The sequence below is a fragment of the Streptomyces sp. NPDC107559 genome, assembly GCF_055657365.1.
The window spans coordinates 177,255-195,563 of the sequence record NZ_JBVKBD010000008.1 but is presented as its reverse complement, the minus strand read 5'-3'; the positions used below and the strand labels follow the sequence as shown (position 1 = coordinate 195,563).

Annotated in this window: 11 protein-coding genes; 7 read left to right on the top strand and 4 right to left on the bottom strand. The window is 72.3% G+C overall.

The window, feature by feature from the left end; genetic code table 11:
- Positions 1 to 142 precede the first annotated feature (142 nt).
- Both ACZ7OY_RS24245 and ACZ7OY_RS24240 read left to right on the top strand, forming a co-directional pair.
- Complete coding sequence (locus ACZ7OY_RS24245; protein WP_471913290.1) at positions 143 to 1,324, top strand: hypothetical protein; 1,182 nt, start codon at positions 143 to 145, stop codon at positions 1,322 to 1,324.
- Between the two features lie 215 nt (positions 1,325 to 1,539).
- Positions 1,540 to 3,507, top strand: a complete 1,968-nt coding sequence (locus ACZ7OY_RS24240; RefSeq protein WP_471913289.1) for a glycoside hydrolase family 15 protein — start codon at positions 1,540 to 1,542, stop codon at positions 3,505 to 3,507.
- A gap of 37 nt (positions 3,508 to 3,544) precedes the next feature.
- Here the strand turns inward: ACZ7OY_RS24240 and ACZ7OY_RS24235 are convergent, their stop codons facing one another.
- The gene (locus ACZ7OY_RS24235; RefSeq protein WP_471913288.1) at positions 3,545 to 5,692 is read right to left on the bottom strand and encodes an FUSC family protein; all 2,148 of its coding nucleotides are present in this window, start codon (positions 5,690 to 5,692) and stop codon (positions 3,545 to 3,547) included.
- Positions 5,693 to 6,143: 451 nt separating this feature from the next.
- Between ACZ7OY_RS24235 and thpR the strand changes: the two genes are divergently transcribed.
- From thpR to ACZ7OY_RS24215, 4 genes are all read left to right on the top strand, one after another.
- Positions 6,144 to 6,746, top strand: coding sequence for an RNA 2',3'-cyclic phosphodiesterase (thpR, locus tag ACZ7OY_RS24230; RefSeq protein ID WP_471913287.1), 603 nt, complete (start codon positions 6,144 to 6,146; stop codon positions 6,744 to 6,746).
- 282 nt (positions 6,747 to 7,028) lie between these two features.
- On the top strand, positions 7,029 to 8,828 hold the full coding sequence (locus tag ACZ7OY_RS24225) for a chitinase (RefSeq protein WP_471913286.1): 1,800 nt from the start codon (positions 7,029 to 7,031) through the stop codon (positions 8,826 to 8,828).
- A gap of 200 nt (positions 8,829 to 9,028) precedes the next feature.
- A complete protein-coding gene (locus ACZ7OY_RS24220) occupies positions 9,029 to 11,155 on the top strand; it encodes a DUF4139 domain-containing protein (RefSeq protein ID WP_471913285.1) in 2,127 nt (708 codons plus the stop codon).
- 8 nt (positions 11,156 to 11,163) lie between these two features.
- A complete protein-coding gene (locus ACZ7OY_RS24215; protein ID WP_471913284.1) occupies positions 11,164 to 12,723 on the top strand; it encodes a DUF4139 domain-containing protein in 1,560 nt (519 codons plus the stop codon).
- A gap of 71 nt (positions 12,724 to 12,794) precedes the next feature.
- Here the strand turns inward: ACZ7OY_RS24215 and ACZ7OY_RS24210 are convergent, their stop codons facing one another.
- The 3 genes from ACZ7OY_RS24210 to ACZ7OY_RS24200 all read right to left on the bottom strand — a co-directional run bounded on the left by ACZ7OY_RS24210 (position 12,795) and on the right by ACZ7OY_RS24200 (position 17,150).
- Positions 12,795 to 14,858 (bottom strand): S9 family peptidase, encoded by a 2,064-nt coding sequence (locus ACZ7OY_RS24210; protein ID WP_471913283.1) that lies wholly within the window; start codon positions 14,856 to 14,858, stop codon positions 12,795 to 12,797.
- A gap of 175 nt (positions 14,859 to 15,033) precedes the next feature.
- Positions 15,034 to 16,419, bottom strand: coding sequence for a diaminopimelate decarboxylase (lysA, locus tag ACZ7OY_RS24205; RefSeq protein WP_471913282.1), 1,386 nt, complete (start codon positions 16,417 to 16,419; stop codon positions 15,034 to 15,036).
- 5 nt (positions 16,420 to 16,424) lie between these two features.
- On the bottom strand, positions 16,425 to 17,150 hold the full coding sequence (locus ACZ7OY_RS24200) for a helix-turn-helix domain-containing protein (RefSeq protein ID WP_471913281.1): 726 nt from the start codon (positions 17,148 to 17,150) through the stop codon (positions 16,425 to 16,427).
- A gap of 127 nt (positions 17,151 to 17,277) precedes the next feature.
- Between ACZ7OY_RS24200 and ACZ7OY_RS24195 the strand changes: the two genes are divergently transcribed.
- Positions 17,278 to 18,300 carry a MurR/RpiR family transcriptional regulator gene (locus tag ACZ7OY_RS24195; protein ID WP_471913280.1) on the top strand — a complete coding sequence of 341 codons (1,023 nt, stop codon included), beginning with the start codon at positions 17,278 to 17,280 and terminating at the stop codon, positions 18,298 to 18,300.
- Positions 18,301 to 18,309: the final 9 nt, after the last annotated feature.

Here is an 18,309-nt window from a genome sequence, read left to right as displayed (position 1 = left end):
TGTGGTCATCGTCCCCGTGACTGCTGGTCGCTGGGTCTTTCCTCCACGGCAATCTGCTCGTGGGAGAGTCCCCCGGCTCCATCGCGATCAGTGCAGCGCACGCGGTCGGGGCGGCTGTGGACGGCGCAAGGGGGAACGGTACATGGGACGGGTCCGCGCGGAGGCGAACGCCGAGGGAGAGGAGGCGCGTTCGGGATGGTCGTACCGGTCCGGGACGACGCTCGGGCGACTGCTGCGGCGGGCCGTCGTGGTGTCCGGAATCGGTGTCGTCGTGCTGGCCGGGGCGCTGCTGCTGTCCTGGGCCATCGGCGCAGGCACCTCGCCGCACGCGTCCAGGACGCCGGTCGCCAACCCCACTTCCAGGGCCGACATGATCCGTACGCTCGAAAGCCTCCTGCCCGAAGGCGAGATCACCGATCGGCTCGGACGCGGGCTGGGCGAAGGATTCGATCCGTACGCGCATGTCGTCTACGACGACGGCAGGGGACCGGCGGCCGTCAGTATCAATTTCATCGACTGGCTCGAGCCGGGCATTCAGGCCGAGATGACCATCGGCTGCCCCACCAAGGACCCGACGTATCAGTTCGACAGTTGTGTCGTCAGCCGACTGCCCGACGGCTCGCAACTGAATCTGTTCAAGGGATACGTGTATCCCGACCGGCGCGTGGACACGAGGTTCTGGTCGGCCTCGCTGCTCACTCCGAGCAGCCAGTACATCTCGGTCAGCGAGTGGAACTCCGTCGCCGACCACGGGTCCCCGACGACGCGGGCCGAACCACCCTTGTCCGCCGCCGAGTTGAAGAAGGTGGTCACGGCCCGGCCGTGGCGACGGGTCGTGGCCGCCCTCGGCGAGGACAAGAAGAAGCGCACGGTCGTGGAGGAGCCGTGCCGGCGTCCCGGACCGGATGTGAATGAGGTCCTGGACACCTTCGTGCAGCTCCTGCCCAAGGACGTCGAGGTCGTCGAGCGGGACGCCGACGACGGCCACGTCGTCGTCGACGACGGCAAGGGCAGGAGTTACATCCGCGTCCACGTCCAGTACTGCATGGACGTGGACGAAAACGTCTCGCAGGTCTACGACGGCGCCGAGGATCTGGCCGACGGGACGGTGATCGCCAAGCACCGGGGACCGGACGGCCAGAGCGTCAGGGGCAGGGTGATGTGGACGGTCGACACCCTGGGCGGCGGCGGTCTTCGCATCGTCCTCAGCGCCTACAACGCCGCGAGCGAGGACGGCGCTCCGTCCCGCCCGGCACCCGCACTGACGCAGGCGCAACTGCGAACGATCTCCCTCAGCCCGAAGTGGGACCCGTTCCGCTCGTAGGCCCTCGCTCGACAGGGCCGGCGCCTGCATCGCCACCACGTGGCAGGTCCCTCACCGGTCACGGACAGTAGCGTGCGTCGCGTCCGCCTCCGGGAGTGATGCGAACCCTGTGCACGCCGTGCACTCTGGAAGGGGGGAGCGCGTCGTGTGTCCGCGAGTGGTGCGGCCGACAGCAGCGACGTCGTCGGCGCCAGGCGAAAGGGGAAGAGGCCCCCATGAGCGAACACCCGCTGATCGACGACCACGGACTCATCGGTGACCTGCAGACGGCCGCCCTGGTCTCCACCGGGGGCTCGGTCGACTGGTTCTGCAGCCCGCGATTCGACTCGCCGAGCATCTTCGGAGCACTGCTCGACAGTGAGAACGGCGGTCACTGGTCGATCACTCCCCAGGCACCGACGTACGCAACGAGGCAGCTCTACTATCCGGACACCTGTGTACTGCTCACCCGGTTCATGACCGAGCAGGGCGTCGGATCGGTCGTGGACTTCATGCCGCCCGCCTCGCCGCACAGTCCGACCCGCCGTCACCGGCTGGTCCGCATGCTGCGCTGCACGCGCGGTGAGATCTCGTTCGACATCGAGGTCGCCCCCCGCTTCGACTACGCACGGCAACCGCACGAGGTCACGTCGTGCACGGGTGGCTGGGACTTCGTCAGCCGCGACGTGAAGGCGACCGTACACATGGTGGACGCACCGGGCGACGAGTGCGTGGGCGACCGGGCGACGCGTGCCGGTGACGCGTGTATGACGGTGCGGCTGCGCGCCGGAATGACCCGCGGACTGGTGCTGGAGACGTTCGCTGACGGTCCGGCACACATGGTGTCCCCGGAGGAATGTGAACGGCTGCTGGAGGACACGATCGCCTTCTGGCACGGCTGGCTGGCCCATTCGCGCTACACCGGGCGGTGGCGGGAGATGGTCAACCGTTCCGCCCTGACGCTCAAACTCATGACGTACGCCCCCTCCGGGGCCATGATCGCGGCTCCGACCACCAGCCTTCCGGAACAGGTCGGAGGCGAGCGCAACTGGGACTACCGCTACACGTGGGTACGCGACGCCTCGCTGTCCCTGCACGCGTTGCTCGGGCTGGGATTCACCGAGGAGGCCGTGGCCTTCACCGAGTGGCTGGGAGACCGCGTTCAGGAGTACACCGAACCGGGCGCGCACCCGCTGAAGGTGATGTACCGCGTCGACGGCTCCTGCGACCTGGAGGAACAGACCCTGGGACACTGGGAAGGCTACCGGGGCTCCGCTCCGGCGCGGGTCGGCAACGGTGCCGCCGACCAGTTGCAGCTGGACATCTACGGATCGGCGCTGGAGTGCCTCCACTTCGCCGACCAGCAGGGCCTGCCCACGACGTGCCGCATCTGGCAGGCGCTGATCGACACGGTGGACTGGGTGTGCGAGAACTGGGACCGGCCCGAAGCCGGCATCTGGGAGACACGCGGCGGCGACAAGGACTTCACCTACGGACGGCTCATGAGCTGGGTCGCGCTGGACCGGGCCATCCGCATGGCCACCCGCAGCGGCCGTCCCGCCGAGGTGCAGCGCTGGACGAAGGAACGCGACGCGGTCTACTGGCAGATCCTGCGGCGAGGCTGGAGCCCGGGGCGTGCCGCGTTCACGCAGTACCTGGGCAGCGAGGTCCTGGACTCGGCGGTCCTGCGGATGCCTGCGGTCGGATTCATCCCCCCGCAGGATCCACGATGGCTCTCGACCCTGGACGCCATCAAGAACGATCTCGTGTCCGACGGGCTCGTCTACCGCTACGACCCCTCCGCCTCCCCCGACGGCCTGCTCGGTTCCGAGGGCACGTTCTCGGCGTGCACGTTCTGGTACGTCGAGGCCCTCGCCCGCGCCGGCCATCTGAGGGAAGCCCGCCTCGTCTTCGAGAAGATGCTCACCTACGCCAACCATCTCGGTCTGTACTCCGAGGAGATCGGGCTGACCGGCGAGCAACTCGGCAACTTCCCCCAGGCATTGACCCATCTGGCCCTCGTCACCGCCGCGCTCAGCCTGGATTCCCATCTCGACGCCGCCAGGCCGGGCTTTCCTCCCACCTCCCCGGGGCCGGTTCCCTATCTCTACGCGCAGCCGATGGCCTCGGCGGCCGGAAGCATGCCCGTCATGCCCGTCACGCCCACCACCCCCTATCCGTCGCACCACGTCATCCGCAGGTGAGCCACCGCTCGACGGAGTTGCGCGGAGTTGCGGGGTTTCAGACCGCCGCGTGGCGGCGGCGGCGTTTCCGGGAAGCGATGGTGGCGGTCAGGTCCTCGACGGCGTCGACGGTCGCCGTGCTCAGACCGACGGCACGGCCGGCCCTCGCACTGCCGGCGCCACCGGACACCCCCTCTACGCTGCCGGCGCCACCGGACACCCCCTCCAGCAGACCGGAGCGCGCGGTGAAGGAGTCGAAGACGGACCGCAGTGCCCCCGGGGCCACGGTCTCGGCTCCCGCGGCGGCACGGGCCAGGGCGGCGAGGTGTTCGTGCAGCGGATCGACCAGCTCGGTCAGTTCCGGCACGGTGTCCTGCGGGGTACGCGGCAGGTGCTCGCCCAGCAGGGTGGCGCATCCGGCGACCGTGGACACCTGGGTCCTGAGCTGCTCCAGCTGCGCACTCGACCAGGGGCCGCGGTGTTCGGCCGGTTCGGCGTGCGCCTGCGTCACCGCGACCTCCAGATGCTCCCTGACCTGCCGTGACCGCGCCCGTAGCGCGTCGACGGCTGCCACGTCGGTCGCCCCGACGTCGGCGTATCCGGTCAGCAGCTCGGGCAGCAGCCGGTCCTGCACCCGCAGCCACTCCGCGAGCAGGCCCGGCACCCGTCGTGTGGACCAGGTCGGCCAGACCAGGAAGATGAGTACGGCGAGCGCGGCGCCGACCACCGTGTCGGCCGCCCGGGCCCACGCCGTGGGGCCGGGCAGCCCGCCGACGTGGTGGATCAGGAAGACGATCCAGGTGGTCAGCCACAGGTTGAGCATCAGTTGCCCGGTGCGCAGGGTCACGAACGACACCGCGGCCAGCACCACCGACACAACGGCGAGACCCGTGGGCGACCAGGGCGGCAGGGACAGCGCCCAGGCCAGGATGCCGCCCAGCACGGCCCCCGCCGCCCGTCCCCAGCCGCGGGCGATGGTGTGACCGTACTCGGGGAAGAGCACCAGCAGGGTGGTCAGGGCCACCCAGAAGCCATGCGCGGAGATGCCCAGCCCGCCCCACCCGCCGATCGACCGGCCGATGAGCTCACCGGCCACCACGCCCACCGCGAGCCGCACCGCATGGCGGAAGATCGGCGACTGGGGATGGAACTGCGCCCGGATCCGCCGGGCGGCGCGTGCCACGGCAGGGGTGCCCGCGTACAGGCCCGGCACCTCGGAGTGGGGTTCCAGTACGTCGCCGAGGCGGTCGTCGGTCGAGCGCCGGGCCAGTTCCTCGGCCAGCCGCAGGCGGGCGGCCAGTTCGCGCGGGCCGTGCACGGGCGCGACGGCCGCCCACGACTCCAGGCGGGCGCTGACCGCCTCGGGCGTGCCGTGCTCGCGGCCGGAGGCCACCGTACGGGAGATGCCGCTCAGCACCTGCGCGGCGGCGCCCAGGGCCTCCTGGTCCCCGGCCGCCGTCGACGGGGGCGCCGTCAGCCGCACGGTCTGCAGCGCGCGGCGGATGCGCTCCGCCTCTCCCAGCAGTCCGAACAGGGGCGCGGCCGCGGGCCGGCTGAACTGCGGCAGAACGTCCAGGGCCTGACGGGCCGCCGTGAACGGCGCGCTCGCGCCCGGGCCGCTGGGGTCGGCGGTGACCGAAGTCCCGGCGAGCGACCGGTACAGGGCCGCGAGAGCGCGGCGCTGGGCGGCGAACCGTGGACCGTACGGCGGGAGAAGCTGTACCAGCACGACGAATCCGGTCCCGACCGCTATCCATCCGGCGATCACCAGGCCGCCGTGTACGTCGGGAGAGAGATCGGCCGTGATCATCAGCCCGATCACCGCGAGGCAGGCCCGGATGCCGGGCGCGACGCCCATCGTCCGCCACAGTCCGGCGGCGAACGCCGAGACCGCGAGCAGCAGCAGGAACAGCCAGGCGGTGCCCTGCACCAGTGCTCCCAGCGCAGCCATCGCACTGAAGGCCGCCGCCATCCCCAGCGCGTTCAGCACGGGATGCCGCAGCGGGCTCAACAGCGTACCGATGCCGCAGATGAACGCACCGACGCTGGCCATGGCCCCGGCCACGGCATCGTCCAGCAGCAGGCCGAGGACCGTGGTCAGTACCACGGCCAGCACGGCTCGTGCGATCACCGGCGGGGAGGCGAATGCCCGTTCGATGCGGAGTCCGTTCCGGCCCATCGTGATCAGCGACGACCACCAACGCATGTCCGAGCCTCCTTCGCGGCATGGCGCGGGGGCAGCGTTCCCATCCTCTGCCAGCCCCGGCGTGGTTGCCACCGCTGCCGCCGGGCGGTGCCCCTCGGCGTGGTGACACGGACGGTGACGGTGTGCTCGTCCCGTCGCGAACAGCCCTTCCACCGTAGGGCCGTGGGGCCGTGGACAGGGCGGGCGCCGGTCGACGGGACCCTCGCGGCTTGACCGACCAGGCACTCACCACCGTACGTGTTCGCGTGCCCGCTCCGAGTTCACGCCCCGCTCCGTAGCCGCACCGAGAGGGCCCGGGGCCGCGGGAGGCGGGCAGTCGTGGACCCGGACCCGGACACCCTCAGGCGCCTGCCCATGGATGACGGCTCCTGGATGACTGCTCCGAGATCATTGCTGGATACTCGTATGGTCCATGGAGAGTCGACCCGCCGCCGGTGGCAGGAAGCCCGTTGTGAACGATCAGACCCGACCCGCCACCGTTCGCGTGTTCATCGCCGTCGCCCCGCCCGACCACGCCAAGGAGGAACTGGCCCGGGAACTGCGCCCCGCCTACGGCACGCACCCGCGCATGCGCTGGAACCGCGTGGAGGACTGGCACATCACCCTGGCGTTCCTCGGAGAGCTGTCACCCGAGACGGCCCTGCTGCTGCGGGCGCCGCTTGCCGCGCTCGCTGCCGGACGGCAGCCGATGCGTCTGTCCCTGCACGGCAGCGGCAACTTCGACGACCGGGTGCTGTGGAGCGGGATCGACGGAGACCTCGATGAGCTGCACACGCTCGCCACCGATGTGCGAACCGCCGTCAGGAACTGCGGGATCACCTTCGAAGAACGCCCTCTGCGCCCCCACCTCACACTGGCGCGCGCCCGCCGAGGAGACCGGTCCTCGGCAGCGGAGATAGCCGAACGGCTGGCCGGATTCACCGGCCTGGGCTGGCCTGCCGAGCGCCTGCACCTGGTCGGCAGCAACGCGGGCCGCAGCCAGGGACCGATCCACTACCGCGACATCGAGTCGTGGGCCATCGGCGACAGCAGCACCACCACCACCGATCTCTGAACGGACCGGCAACTCCCCCGGCGATCACCGCAGTTCCTCACATAACTCCGGGGCGATCCATTCACGTCGGGGTGCACAAGAACGCCGGTCAGGGCCACATCCGTGGTCTCCGGCGGCCTCCAGGACGGTCCGTCGACGAGTGAGGGTCTGTGTCCTCGCCCCGCAGCCATGTCATGCAGGGCTCGAACTCCGCGACGTCCGCCGCGGGCCTTGACAAACGAATTGGTCTGGACCAAATTGGGCGCGCCCCGCAGTCCAACCACCCCCCACCCGGAGGCACTTGTGGACCGCCCCAGACCGCTCCTCGCCCTGCTCACGGCCGCGGCACTGGCCGTGCCCGGAATCGCCGCGCTCTCGTCGGCCGCACAGGCCGCCGATGCCGAACTCATCCGCAACGGCGGCTTCGAGGCGGGACTGGACGGCTGGAGCTGTACGGCCGGCAAGACGGTCAGCAGCCCCGTACGCACCGGCGGCTCGGCGCTGCAGGCGACCCCGGCCGGCAATGACTACGCGCAGTGCTCGCAGACGGTGACCGTGCAGCCGAACTCCCAGTACACCCTGTCCGGTTACGTGCGCGGGTCCTACGTCTACCTCGGCGCGAGCGGCACCGGCACCACCGACGTCTCCACGTGGACCCAGTCCGCCTCCGACTGGCAGCAGCTCACGACGACGTTCCGCACCGGCGCGTCCACCACCCAGGTGACGATCTACACCCACGGCTGGTACAACACCGGCGCGTACTACGCCGACGACGTCTCCGTGTTCGGCCCGGGCGCCCCGGCCGGCCAGCCACCCGCCGCGCCGACCGGCCTGAAGGCCGACACCGTCACCTCCTCCAGCGTCGCCCTGTCCTGGTCGGCGGCGAGCGGCGCGACGAGTTACGCGCTCTACCGCGACGGCGTCAAGGTCCAGACGGTGAGCGGCACTTCGGCCACCGTGACCGGTCTGGCCGCCGCCACCGCGTACACGTTCCAGGTCGCCGGTGTGAACAACGCCGGCGAGTCGGCGAAGTCGACGGCGGTGACGGCGACGACGACCGCGGGGTCGGGCGGCGGAGGATCCACCGACCTGCCCACCCATGCTCTGGTCGGCTACCTCCACGCGAGCTTCGCCAACGGCGCCGGCTACACGCGCATGGCCGACGTCCCCGACAGCTGGGACGTCATCGACCTGGCCTTCGGTGAGCCCACGTCCACCACCTCGGGCGACATCCGCTTCACCCGCTGCCCGGTCACCGAATGCCCGAACGTGGAGAGCGACGCCGACTTCAAGGCGGCGATCAAGGCCAAGCAGGCGGCCGGCAAGAAGGTGCTCATCTCCATCGGCGGACAGAACGGACAGGTCCAGCTGACCACGACGGCAGCCCGCGACACCTTCGTCTCGTCCGTCTCTCAGATCATCGACACGTACGGACTCGACGGCCTGGACGTCGACTTCGAGGGCCACTCCCTGTCGCTGAACACCGACGACACGGACTTCAAGAACCCCAAGACGCCGACCATCGTGAACCTCATCTCGGCGCTGAAGACCCTGAAGGCCCGGTACGGCTCCAAGTTCGTCCTGAGCATGGCGCCCGAGACCTTCTTCGTGCAGATGGGCTACCAGTTCTACGGCACGGGCCAGTGGGGCGGCCAGGACCCGCGGTGCGGGGCCTACCTTCCGGTGATCTACGCCCTGCGCGACGACCTGACCCTGCTGCACGTCCAGGACTACAACTCGGGACCCATCATGGGCCTCGACAACCAGTACCACTCCATGGGCGGCGCGGACTTCCACATCGCCATGACCGACATGCTGCTCACGGGCTTCCCGGTGGCCGGCAACGCCAACAACGTCTTCCCGGCGCTGCGCCCGGACCAGATCGCGATCGGCATGCCCGCGTCCACCAACGCCGGCAACGGCTACGTCGCCCCGGCCGAGGTCACCAAGGCCCTGGACTGCCTGACGAAGCGGACCAACTGCGGCTCGTACGCGCCGCACGGCACCTGGCCGGCACTGCGCGGCCTGATGACGTGGTCGATCAACTGGGACCGCTTCGCGGGCGGGGAGTTCCAGCGGACCTTCGACAACTACTTCGGATGACGTCGACGTCTGTGTGCGGCCGGCCACCGACCGGTGACCGGCCGAGTCGGCCCGCCGCTGCGCCGCGACCGGCCACACGGTGGGTCTGACACAGCGGATGGAATCCCTCCTAGACATTCGCGCAGGTGCAGGGAGCACCTGGCCGGGGCGCGCGTCCGCGGGCGTAGGCTGGCCCGGCACAGACACAGCGGGGGGAGAACATGGCGGCTGAGAGCGCGCGGAGTTGGGGGTCTGTCCTCGATTCGGTCGTGGTGTACGCACAGGGTGCGGTCTGCCGCCGGCTGGCCCGGGGCAGTGTGCCTGCGGACGGCCGGATACGGGTGACGGGGCTGCCCCGCTCACTGGATGCGGGCTCCCTGCGGGCCCGCGTCACAGGCGCCCCCGAGGTGCACGTGGTCGAAGCCAGGGTGGAGGTCGACGCCGAGCCGTCCGCCACCGATGCCGGCACGCGTGATGAACTGCGGCACGCGATGGAGCGGCTGCACGACGAGTACGCGGCAGCCGAACAACGCCGGGACCGTCAACTCGGTCTGATCCGGGAGATCGCGGATCTGCGTCCGGTCCCGCCGAATCGCAGGCGCGACGACCCGCACCGCCGCACCCCGGTCGACGCCTGGCTGGAGCTGGCCGATTTCGTCGACCAGAGGACCGCGAAGCTGCACACCCGTCTGGCCGAGCTGGAGGACGAACTCAGGCTCGTCGAGCACGAACTCGAGCTCGCCATCGACCGGTTCGCCCGCGCCTCCACCGACGCACCGGCAGCACACGTGGAGACAACGGTCTCCGCGGCCCTGACCCTCGTCGGTGCGGGTGACGCCGAGGTCGAACTCGAATACGCGGTGCCGGGTGCCGTATGGGTGCCGGCCTACCGTCTCAGCCACCGGCAGGGCGACGACAGCGGCCGCCTGATGCTGCGCGCCTCGGTCGCCCAGCGCACCGGAGAGGACTGGACCGGCGTACGCATCGCGCTGGCCACCGCCGACCTGCGACGCCGCACCGACCTGCCGAAGCTGCGCTCGATCCGGATCGGGCGCCGTCAGCCCGCCCCCGCGCCCTCCGGCTGGCGCGAGCCTCCCACGGGACTCGCCGACCTGTTCGCCGGGTACAACGCGGCGGGACCGCGCCCCGCGGCGTCCGCCGCGCCCGTGGATGCCGGGGCGGGGTGGGCGGTCGCAGCGGTCGCCGCCGCGCCCGGTCCCGTTGCGCCGCCCCCACCGCCGTCCCCGGGTTACGGCGGGCGGCCCTCTGTGGGAGGAGCGCCTCGTGCCCCGGGGTCGGCGGGCGCCGCTCCGAAGGCCGCCGCCGACGCGCTGCCCGACCTGGCGCCACCGCCCCGTCCGCTCGCCCGCAGCGGTCCGTTCCCGGCCCTCGCCGCCATGGCGCCCGCCGCCCCGGGCCGGGCCGCGCCGCCACCGAGCCCGGGCGCCGCTGCGCCGCCGTCGCTTCCGGAGTTCCTCGCCGGCCCGCCACCGGCCCAGGCACCCGCCGGTCCGCCGCGGCCCGGCGACGCCGAACTCGACTACACCGCCCTCGTCCTGTGCGGCCCCGAGGCGGGAAGCGATCGCAGAGGCCTGTTGTTCCCGGGCCCGTCCTTCGATCCGGTGGCCGCCGAACTCCGCCGCCGCGCCGAGGCGACGGCCGCCTTGCCGCTGCCCGGACACGCGGTGCGGCCCCGCGAATCGGCGGGCTCCTTCGACCATCGCTTCGACGCCGCGGCCCGTGCCGACGTGCCCTCGGACGGCACCTGGCACACCGTCACAGTCGCCGAGATCCCGGTCGGCCTGCGTACCGAGTACCTCAGCGTGCCGGGCGTGGAACAGACCGCGTACGCCACGCTGGTGCTCTCCAACGCCACCGACCAGGCACTGCTGGCGGGACCGGTGGAGGTCGGCGTAGACGGCGAATTCCTGCTGACCGCCGCGCTGCCCACGCTCGCCCCCGGCGGCGTGAGCCGGATGGGACTCGGGCCGGCCGAGGGCATCCGGGTCACTCGCCGTACGAGCCTGCACGAGTCGACGGCGGGCCTGCGCAACGGCACCACCGTGCTCGACCACCGTGTCCACGTGGAACTGGCCAACCGGCTCCCGTGGCCCGTCATCGTCGAGGTACGCGAGCGGGTGCCGGTCACCTCCGAGGCGGACGTACGGATCGTCGAGCAGGCCGACTGGACGGCACCCGAGGACGACCGGAGTCCCGATCACCCTGTCCCGGGCCTGCGCATCTGGCGGGTGGAGCTGCCCGCGGGCGGCACCGTCGCCCTCGACGGCGGCTACGAAATACGCATCCCGGCGGGCAAGGTCCTGGCCGGCGGCAACCGCAGGAGCTGACACACCCCATGTCCACGGCCCAGACACCGATCACGCTTCCTGTCACCGCCGTCACCTGCCTGGAAGACCGCGCCCACGTCGAGCGGAGCGCGGTGCTCGAACTGCAGGCCGGAGTCCAGCGGTTGCGCCTCGGTCCGGTCAGCGCGCTGGCCGTCGACCGCACCCTGCACGCCGAACTGACCGCCGATCACCCGGCGACCGTGCTCGACCTGCGGATCGTGCGCAGCTGGACCCCGCGCGGGCCACTGCCGTCCGCCGACGACTCCGCCCTGCGTCACCGCCTGCACAGCCTCGAGAAGGAGCAGGCCGCGCTGAAGCAGCGCCGGGATCGCCTCCGCGCCCGCCTCGACGCCCTCGCCCGCCTGGCCGCCGACCTGCTGCGGGACATCGGCGAAGGGGCCGGCTCCGGGGAGACCGACGTGCCCCGCTGGAACCGTGAACTGGACCGGGTGGACGGTGAACGCGACACACACAGCGAGGAACTGCACGCCGCTGAGGCCGAGTTGACAGCGGCCGCCTCCGAACTCGACGCGGTCCGGCGCGCCATGGACCTCGCCGAAACGGAACCCGTCCAGCTCGTCGGCCACATCGAGCTGACCGTGCAGACCGCGGCAGCCGGACCGGTCGGGCTGCGGCTCAGCCACCTCACTCCGTGTGCGCTGTGGCGCCCTGCCTATCGGGCCGTGCTCGACGGGGGCGCACTGACCCTGGAGACGGACGCCATGGTCTGGCAGCAGACCGGCGAGGACTGGTCGGACGTACGACTGACGTTGTCGACGGCCCGGTCGGCGGCGGCCACCGAACCGCCACGGCTGGGAGAGGACCGGCTGACGCTCAAGGACCGGTCGGCCGCGGAACGCCGTACGGTCGAGGTCGAACTGCGCGAACAGGAGATCGGGGACCTCGGCCCGGTCCCGGTGACCGGCCTGCCCGGCGTGGCCGACGGTGGCGAGGTACGGGTGCTGCACTCTCCCTCGCCGGTGTCCGTGCCCGGCGACGGGCGCGCCCACCGGGTGCCGGTCTCCTCTTTCACCACGCCTGCCGAGAGCGAGTACGGCTGCTCCCCCGAGCTGTCCCCGCTGGTCACCCGGCTGCTGCGGTTCGACAACCGGTCCGGGCATGTGCTGCTGGCCGGGCCGGTGGACCTGGTCCGCGACAGCGGATACAGCGGCCGCGGCACGCTGGACTTCACGGCTCCCGGCGCCCCCGTGGAACTGGCGTTCGGCAGCTGCGACGACTTCCGGGTGGTCCGCCATGTCGAGGAGTCCCGCGAAAGCGTCGGGCTGAGCCAGCGCACCGTGCTCACCCGCACCGTCCGGCTGCATCTGTCCCGCTTCTCGGCTCCCGGGGAGAACGACGAACGGACGGTGGTCCTCCGGGAGCGCATTCCGGTGTCGGAGGTCTCGGCGGTGGAGATACGGCTGTCCAAGGACGCCTGCTCCCCCGCGCCCGAGACGGTCGACACCGAGGGCATCGCCAGCTGGAACATCACCCTCCCGCCCGGAGGCCGCCGCACCCTCACCCTGGCCTACGAAGTGTCGGCGAGCGGGAAGGTCACCGGGCTGTGAATGCGCCCCGCCTTCCGGTGCGGGCGCGCGGGTGATCGTGGCGGGCGCCGAGAGACCGGCGCCCGCGGTGGTCAGAGGGTGTCGGCGTCCACCGGTACGTCGGGGGCGATGTGGGCGCCGAGGGCCTCGCGGTACAGGGCGACCTCGGCCAGGAGGGAGCGGCGGACGCTGTCCGCCTGGCGGAAGCCGTGGCCCTCGCCCTCGAAGAGGAGGAAGCGGTGCCACACTCCGCGTTCGGCGAGGTGGTCCACGATGCGGGTGGCCTGGTCCGGGCGGCAGATGAAATCGTCCGCGCCCTGGAGCATGACCAGCGGCGCGGTGATGCGGTCGGCGTTGCCGGCGGGCGAGACCCGCTCGAACCGTTCCCGGTCCTCGGGCAGGACGCCGACCAGTGTGTCGACGTAGCGGGACTCGAAGTCGTGGGTCTGGCCGGCCCGCCAGCTCGCGGGGTCGCTGATGGGGTAGTAGACGGCGCCCGCGCAGAAGACGTCGGTGTGGGTCAGGCAGGCCAGCGTGGTCCAGCCGCCGGCCGAGCCGCCGCGCACGGCCGTACGGCCGGGGTCGGCCAGGCCCTCGGCGGCCAGGGCGCGGGCGACGGTGACGCAGTCCTCCACGTCGACGACGCCCCACCCGTCGCGCAGGCGGTCGCGATAGGCCCTGCCGTAGCCGGTGGAGCCGCCGTAGTCGACGTCGGCGACGACGAAGCCGCGGCTGGTGAAGAAGGAGTACTCCAGGTCGGCGGTGACGCCGCAGGTGCTGGTCGGGCCGCCGTGCACCTGCACGAGCAGCGGCGGGAGTTCGCCGTCGGGCGCGGTGGCGGTGGGGTGGCTCGGACGGTGCAGCACGTAGTGCACGGGGCGGCCCTGCGCGTCGTGCACGGTACGGCGTTCGGGCAGCGGCTGCCACGCGGCCAGCGGGTCCTCGGACCTGGGCCGGACCGGCCGGGCCGGTCCGGCGCCGGGTGCCAGGGGTACCGTCAACAGGGCGGTGCCGAGGGCGGGATCGGCTGACCTGACCAGGACACGTTCGCCGTCCGACCACAGATCGCCCTGGAACCTGCTCCAGCCTTCGGCGAGTTCGGTCAGGGTGCCGTACTCAGGGCTCCAACGGGCGAGTTTCTGCGTCCCGTTGCCGTGCGGGAACACCACGCCGTGCGGCGACACCGCGAACCAGCTGGGGCCGACCCGCCAGACGGCGCCGGCGCAGTCCTCCTCCAGGGGAAGGACGTTGGTGATCTTCAGTGCCTCCAGGCCGTCCGCAGAAAGGTCGACGCGGTGCAGGTTCCACCAGCCGTCCGGATCGGCCATGGCGTAGAGGGTGTCGGGGTCCGCCCATTCCACCTGGGAGACGGAGACCTCGGTGCCGTCGTGACTGCCGCCGAGCAGACGTACGGGCTCCCCCGCCACGCCGTCGCGCAGTTCGGCGACCATCAACTCCGAGCTGTCCCAGGGCATGTGGGGGTGGTCCCAGCCGATCCAGGCGAGCCGACGGCCGTCCGGGCTGGGGCGGTGCCCGGACAGGAAGTGGTGCGAGCGGGCGACCACGCGCAGGGCCTCGGGGTCGTCGGCGGCGGCGCCCGACAGCGGCACGGCGACGATGTCGCGGACGGTGCGGACGGCCGGGTCGGCGTCGTCCTCTCCGGTGGCGGCGCGGGTGGTCTCGCGCACGCACCACACCTCGGTCCCGTCGGGTGACGGCACCGGGTCGGCCCAGCAGGTCTCCTGGCCGGGCGGGTCGGCCGGGGTGAGCGGCGCGGTCGCCGGGAAAGTCGTTGCCGACGCCGTCTCGATGCGGGGCACCTCGGCGCGGTGGAGGCGCTGGTCGCGGTGGTCGGTGAAGACGAGCAGGTGGCTGTCGGTGCCGGGGGCGGCGGGGCGCACCCAGTACGGCTTGCCGCCGTACCCGAGCGAGCGGTTGCGGACCGAGATGCCGGGGGCGAGCACGGGCACGGGCTGCTCGTGGCCGAGAGCGTTGCGCAGCAGTCGTACGGTGGCGGTGGCCGGGTCGGAGGCGCACCACCAGTTCTCCTCGCCGGCGCCGGAGGGCCAGGAGGTGGACCCGGAGGCGTCGGCGACCGCTTGGGCGGTGATCGGTGACGGCCAGGTGCCGTAGGGCAGTTGGGGCGTGCTGGGCATGGGAATGACTCCGAGTGCGGGACGGGCGGCGGGGGTTCGGGGCCGACTTCGGGGCGCGCGGCGGGAATCCGGAGCCGGTTGCAGGACGGGCAGCGGGAATCCGGGGCCGGTTCTCAGGGCGCGGAAGGCGTCGAGGACGGGTCCGCCAGGGGCGCGGCGGACCGGGTCCGCGGGGTCAGGCGGTGTTCAGGTGCACCGGTTCGCCGTGGGCGTCGCGGCGGCGCAGGTCCTCCGGGGTCTCCCGGCGGACCATGAGGCGGGCGCGGCCGTCCCGTACGGCGACGACGGCGGGCCGGGGCTGGGCGTTGTAGTTGCTGGCCATGGCGTGGTGGTAGGCACCGGTGGCGGGGACCGCGAGTAGGTCGCCGGCGGCGATGTCGTCGGGCAGGGCGAGGTCGGGCACGACGATGTCGCCGCTCTCGCAGTGCCGGCCGACGACCACGGCGTGCACGGGCTCGCCCTCGGCGGTCCGGTTCGCGGTCCACGCGGTGTAGCGGGCCAGGTAGAGGGAGGGACGCAGGGCGTCGCTCATGCCGCCGTCGACGGAGACGAACCGGCGGCGCAGGCCGTCCTTGACCGCGCCCACGCGGTAGAGCGTCAGTCCGGCGGTGCCGATCATCGAGCGGCCGGGTTCGACGGCGAGGCGGACCGGTGCCCCGGGCAGCGCCCGGTCCAGTCCGGCGCGCAGCGCGGCGGTGAACTCGGCGGGTTCCAGGCGCGGCTGGCCGGGCAGGTAGGGGATCCCGGCGCCGCCGCCGAGGTCGATCTCGTCCACCGTGATGCCGTGCCGCTCGACGAGGGCTGCGACGAAGGCGCCGACCCGCTCGGCGGCGAGGGTCAGCCCCTCGGTCGCGGTGATCTGTGAGCCTATGTGGGAGTGCACGCCGGCCAGGCGCAGGGCGGGGCGTGCGGCGACGGCGAGGACGGCGCGTTCGGCGTGGCCGCCGCGGACCGGGAAGCCGAACTTGACGTCGTCGCCGCCGGTGGCCATGTAGTCGTGGGTCTCGGCGGCGACGCCGGGGGCGATGCGGACGTACACGTCCTGGATGCGGCCGGCCGCCGCGGCGGCGGCCGCGAGCCGGTCGATCTCCTCCAGGCAGTCGACGACCACGACGCCGACGCCGTGGGCGACCGCGGCCTCCAGTTCGGGGACCGACTTGTTGTTGCCGTGGAAGACGATGCGGGCGGGGTCGAAGCCGGTGTCGGCGGCGAGTTTGAGCTCACCGCCGCTGCACACGTCCAGGTGCAGTCCCTCGGAGTCGACCCAGCGGACCATCTCCGCGCACAGGAACGCCTTGGAGGCGTAGTGCACCCGGTCCGCGCCGGAGGTGCGCCACAAGCGGGCGCGGTGGCGGAAGTCGGCCTCGTCCACCACGTACAGCGCGGTGCCGCAGGCCTCGGCCAGGTCGTCCATGGCGACGCCGCCCACGTGCAGCCGGCCCTGGACGGTGCGGGCGGTCAGCGGCCACACCTCGGGTGCGGTCTCCGGGGCGGCCGCGGGAGCCAGTCCGTCGGGCAGCGACGTCTCTGCGGGGGCGGGCAGGGATGCGGCGGTGGGCATGGGAGTCACTCCTCTGTGAGGACGACCAGCATGAGCAGGTCGTCGCTGGGGTCGGTGAAGTGGTGTTCGTCGGTGGCGGAGAAGTGGCAGCTGTCGCCGCGGCGCAGCAGCCGTACGGCGCCGCCCACCGACACCCGGCAGGAGCCGGCAAGCACGAGCGCGAACTCCTCGCCGCCGTGCGCCGTCGGGTGGTCGTGGTCGCCGAGGTCGGCGTGGAGCAGCCGCGCTCCGATCCGGCTCGCGCCGGGGGCCGTGAGGTCCCAGATGCCGCGGTGTCCGTCGGCCTGGGCGAGCAGGGGTGCCGGGGCGAAGCGCGGCGGGAAGGCCGGGGCGGGCGCGGGGGTGACCGGGCCAGTGCCGCCGAGGAGTTCGGCGGGGGTGGCGCCGAGGGCGTCGGCGATCTGGCAGAGGGTGCGGACCGTGGGGTTGGCGGCGCCGGACTCCATCTGCGAGACGTAGGCCGTCGAGACGCCGGCCTTGGTCGCCACTGCGCTCAGGGTGAGTCCGGCAGCGCGGCGGACCCGGGCGACGGAGGCGGCGAGCACGTCGCCGGGGTCCGTGCCGTCGGGCGGTGTGCCTCGGCCGGTGTCCGTGGGGTCGGTCTTTCCCGCCCTGCTGCCCGGTTCGTCGTCGGGGTGCACGGAACCGTTCGTGGCGCGCCGCGAGATCTGCTGTGAGACGGGGGGATCGGCCGAAGAGTTTTCCGCGCCCGAAGCTCTTGACGAGGTCATGCAGCGACAGTAAGACTCACGCATCGCTTAGATCAAGCAATCTGACACCGCCGTTTAACTGTCAGCAGAGATGCCGTTCAGCAGCCGGACCCGTGGGTGCGTCTGCCCTGAACAGGAGGGGTGAGCAGTGACCGGACGACCGCTGGCGCCGACGCCGACCCTCGAGTTGCTGCGTGCGGCCGCCGTACTGTGCGGCCCCGCCGCGCAGCGTCTGTTCGAAGTGCTGGCGGAGGACTACCCGGCCTCGCTGGAGCGCCGGCCCGGTCAGCTGCTGCGGGCCGCCGACGCGAGCGCCGCGGACCTCGACGGACTGCTGTCGGCGGCCGGGGTCGCCTCCACCGACGACCTGCGCATGCTGGCGGCCCGGGAGAGCGGCCTGCGTCTGGCCGAGCCGGATCTGCGGTTCACCAGCCGCGATCCGGAGTCCGAGCCGCGGGAGCGGTCGGCGCTGCGCCGGATGATCACCGCGGAGGAGGGCAACCTCCGTCGCACGCTGGCCGATCTGCAGGCCAACGGCGCCCTGGAACTGGCGGCCGCGGCCCTGTTGAGGGCACGGCGGCGGTGGGTGCTCGGCGACCTGAAGTCGGCCGGCTACGCGACGCTGCTGACCAGCGACCTCACCAGCAGCATGCGGGACGTGTTCCTGGTGCAGCCGGCGACGGGCGCGGCGGTCAACGCGATCAGCGACGCGCACGCGGACGACGTCCTGGTCGTGTTCAGCTTCCGCAACTACAGCGGGCTGACGGTGGACGTGGCCCGGGAGTTCCATGAGCTGGGCGCCTCGGTGATCGCCTTGACCGACAGCTACACCAGTCCGGTGTGCTCCTTCGCCACGCATGTGCTGGCGGTCGACACCCGCAGCGAGTCGCCGCACCACTCGCCGACGGCGGTGGCGGCCGCGGCCCACGTGCTGGCGGCGCTGGCCGCCGCGGGCGCCAAGGGTGCCGCCCGGCGCAGCCGGCGCCGAGCCGAGCTCTTCCGCTCCCTGGGCAGCTACGGCCTGGGCGAGACGCCGTCCGTCGCGGTCGCGGGCGAGACGGACGGCGCGGCGGATCTCCCGGGACCCGCCGCCGGGCTTCCCGGCGCCCGCGCCACGGGCCCGTCCGCCTTACCCGCCGTGCCCGGGGACGAGCACGCGCCAGCGCGGTGACCGCCCCCT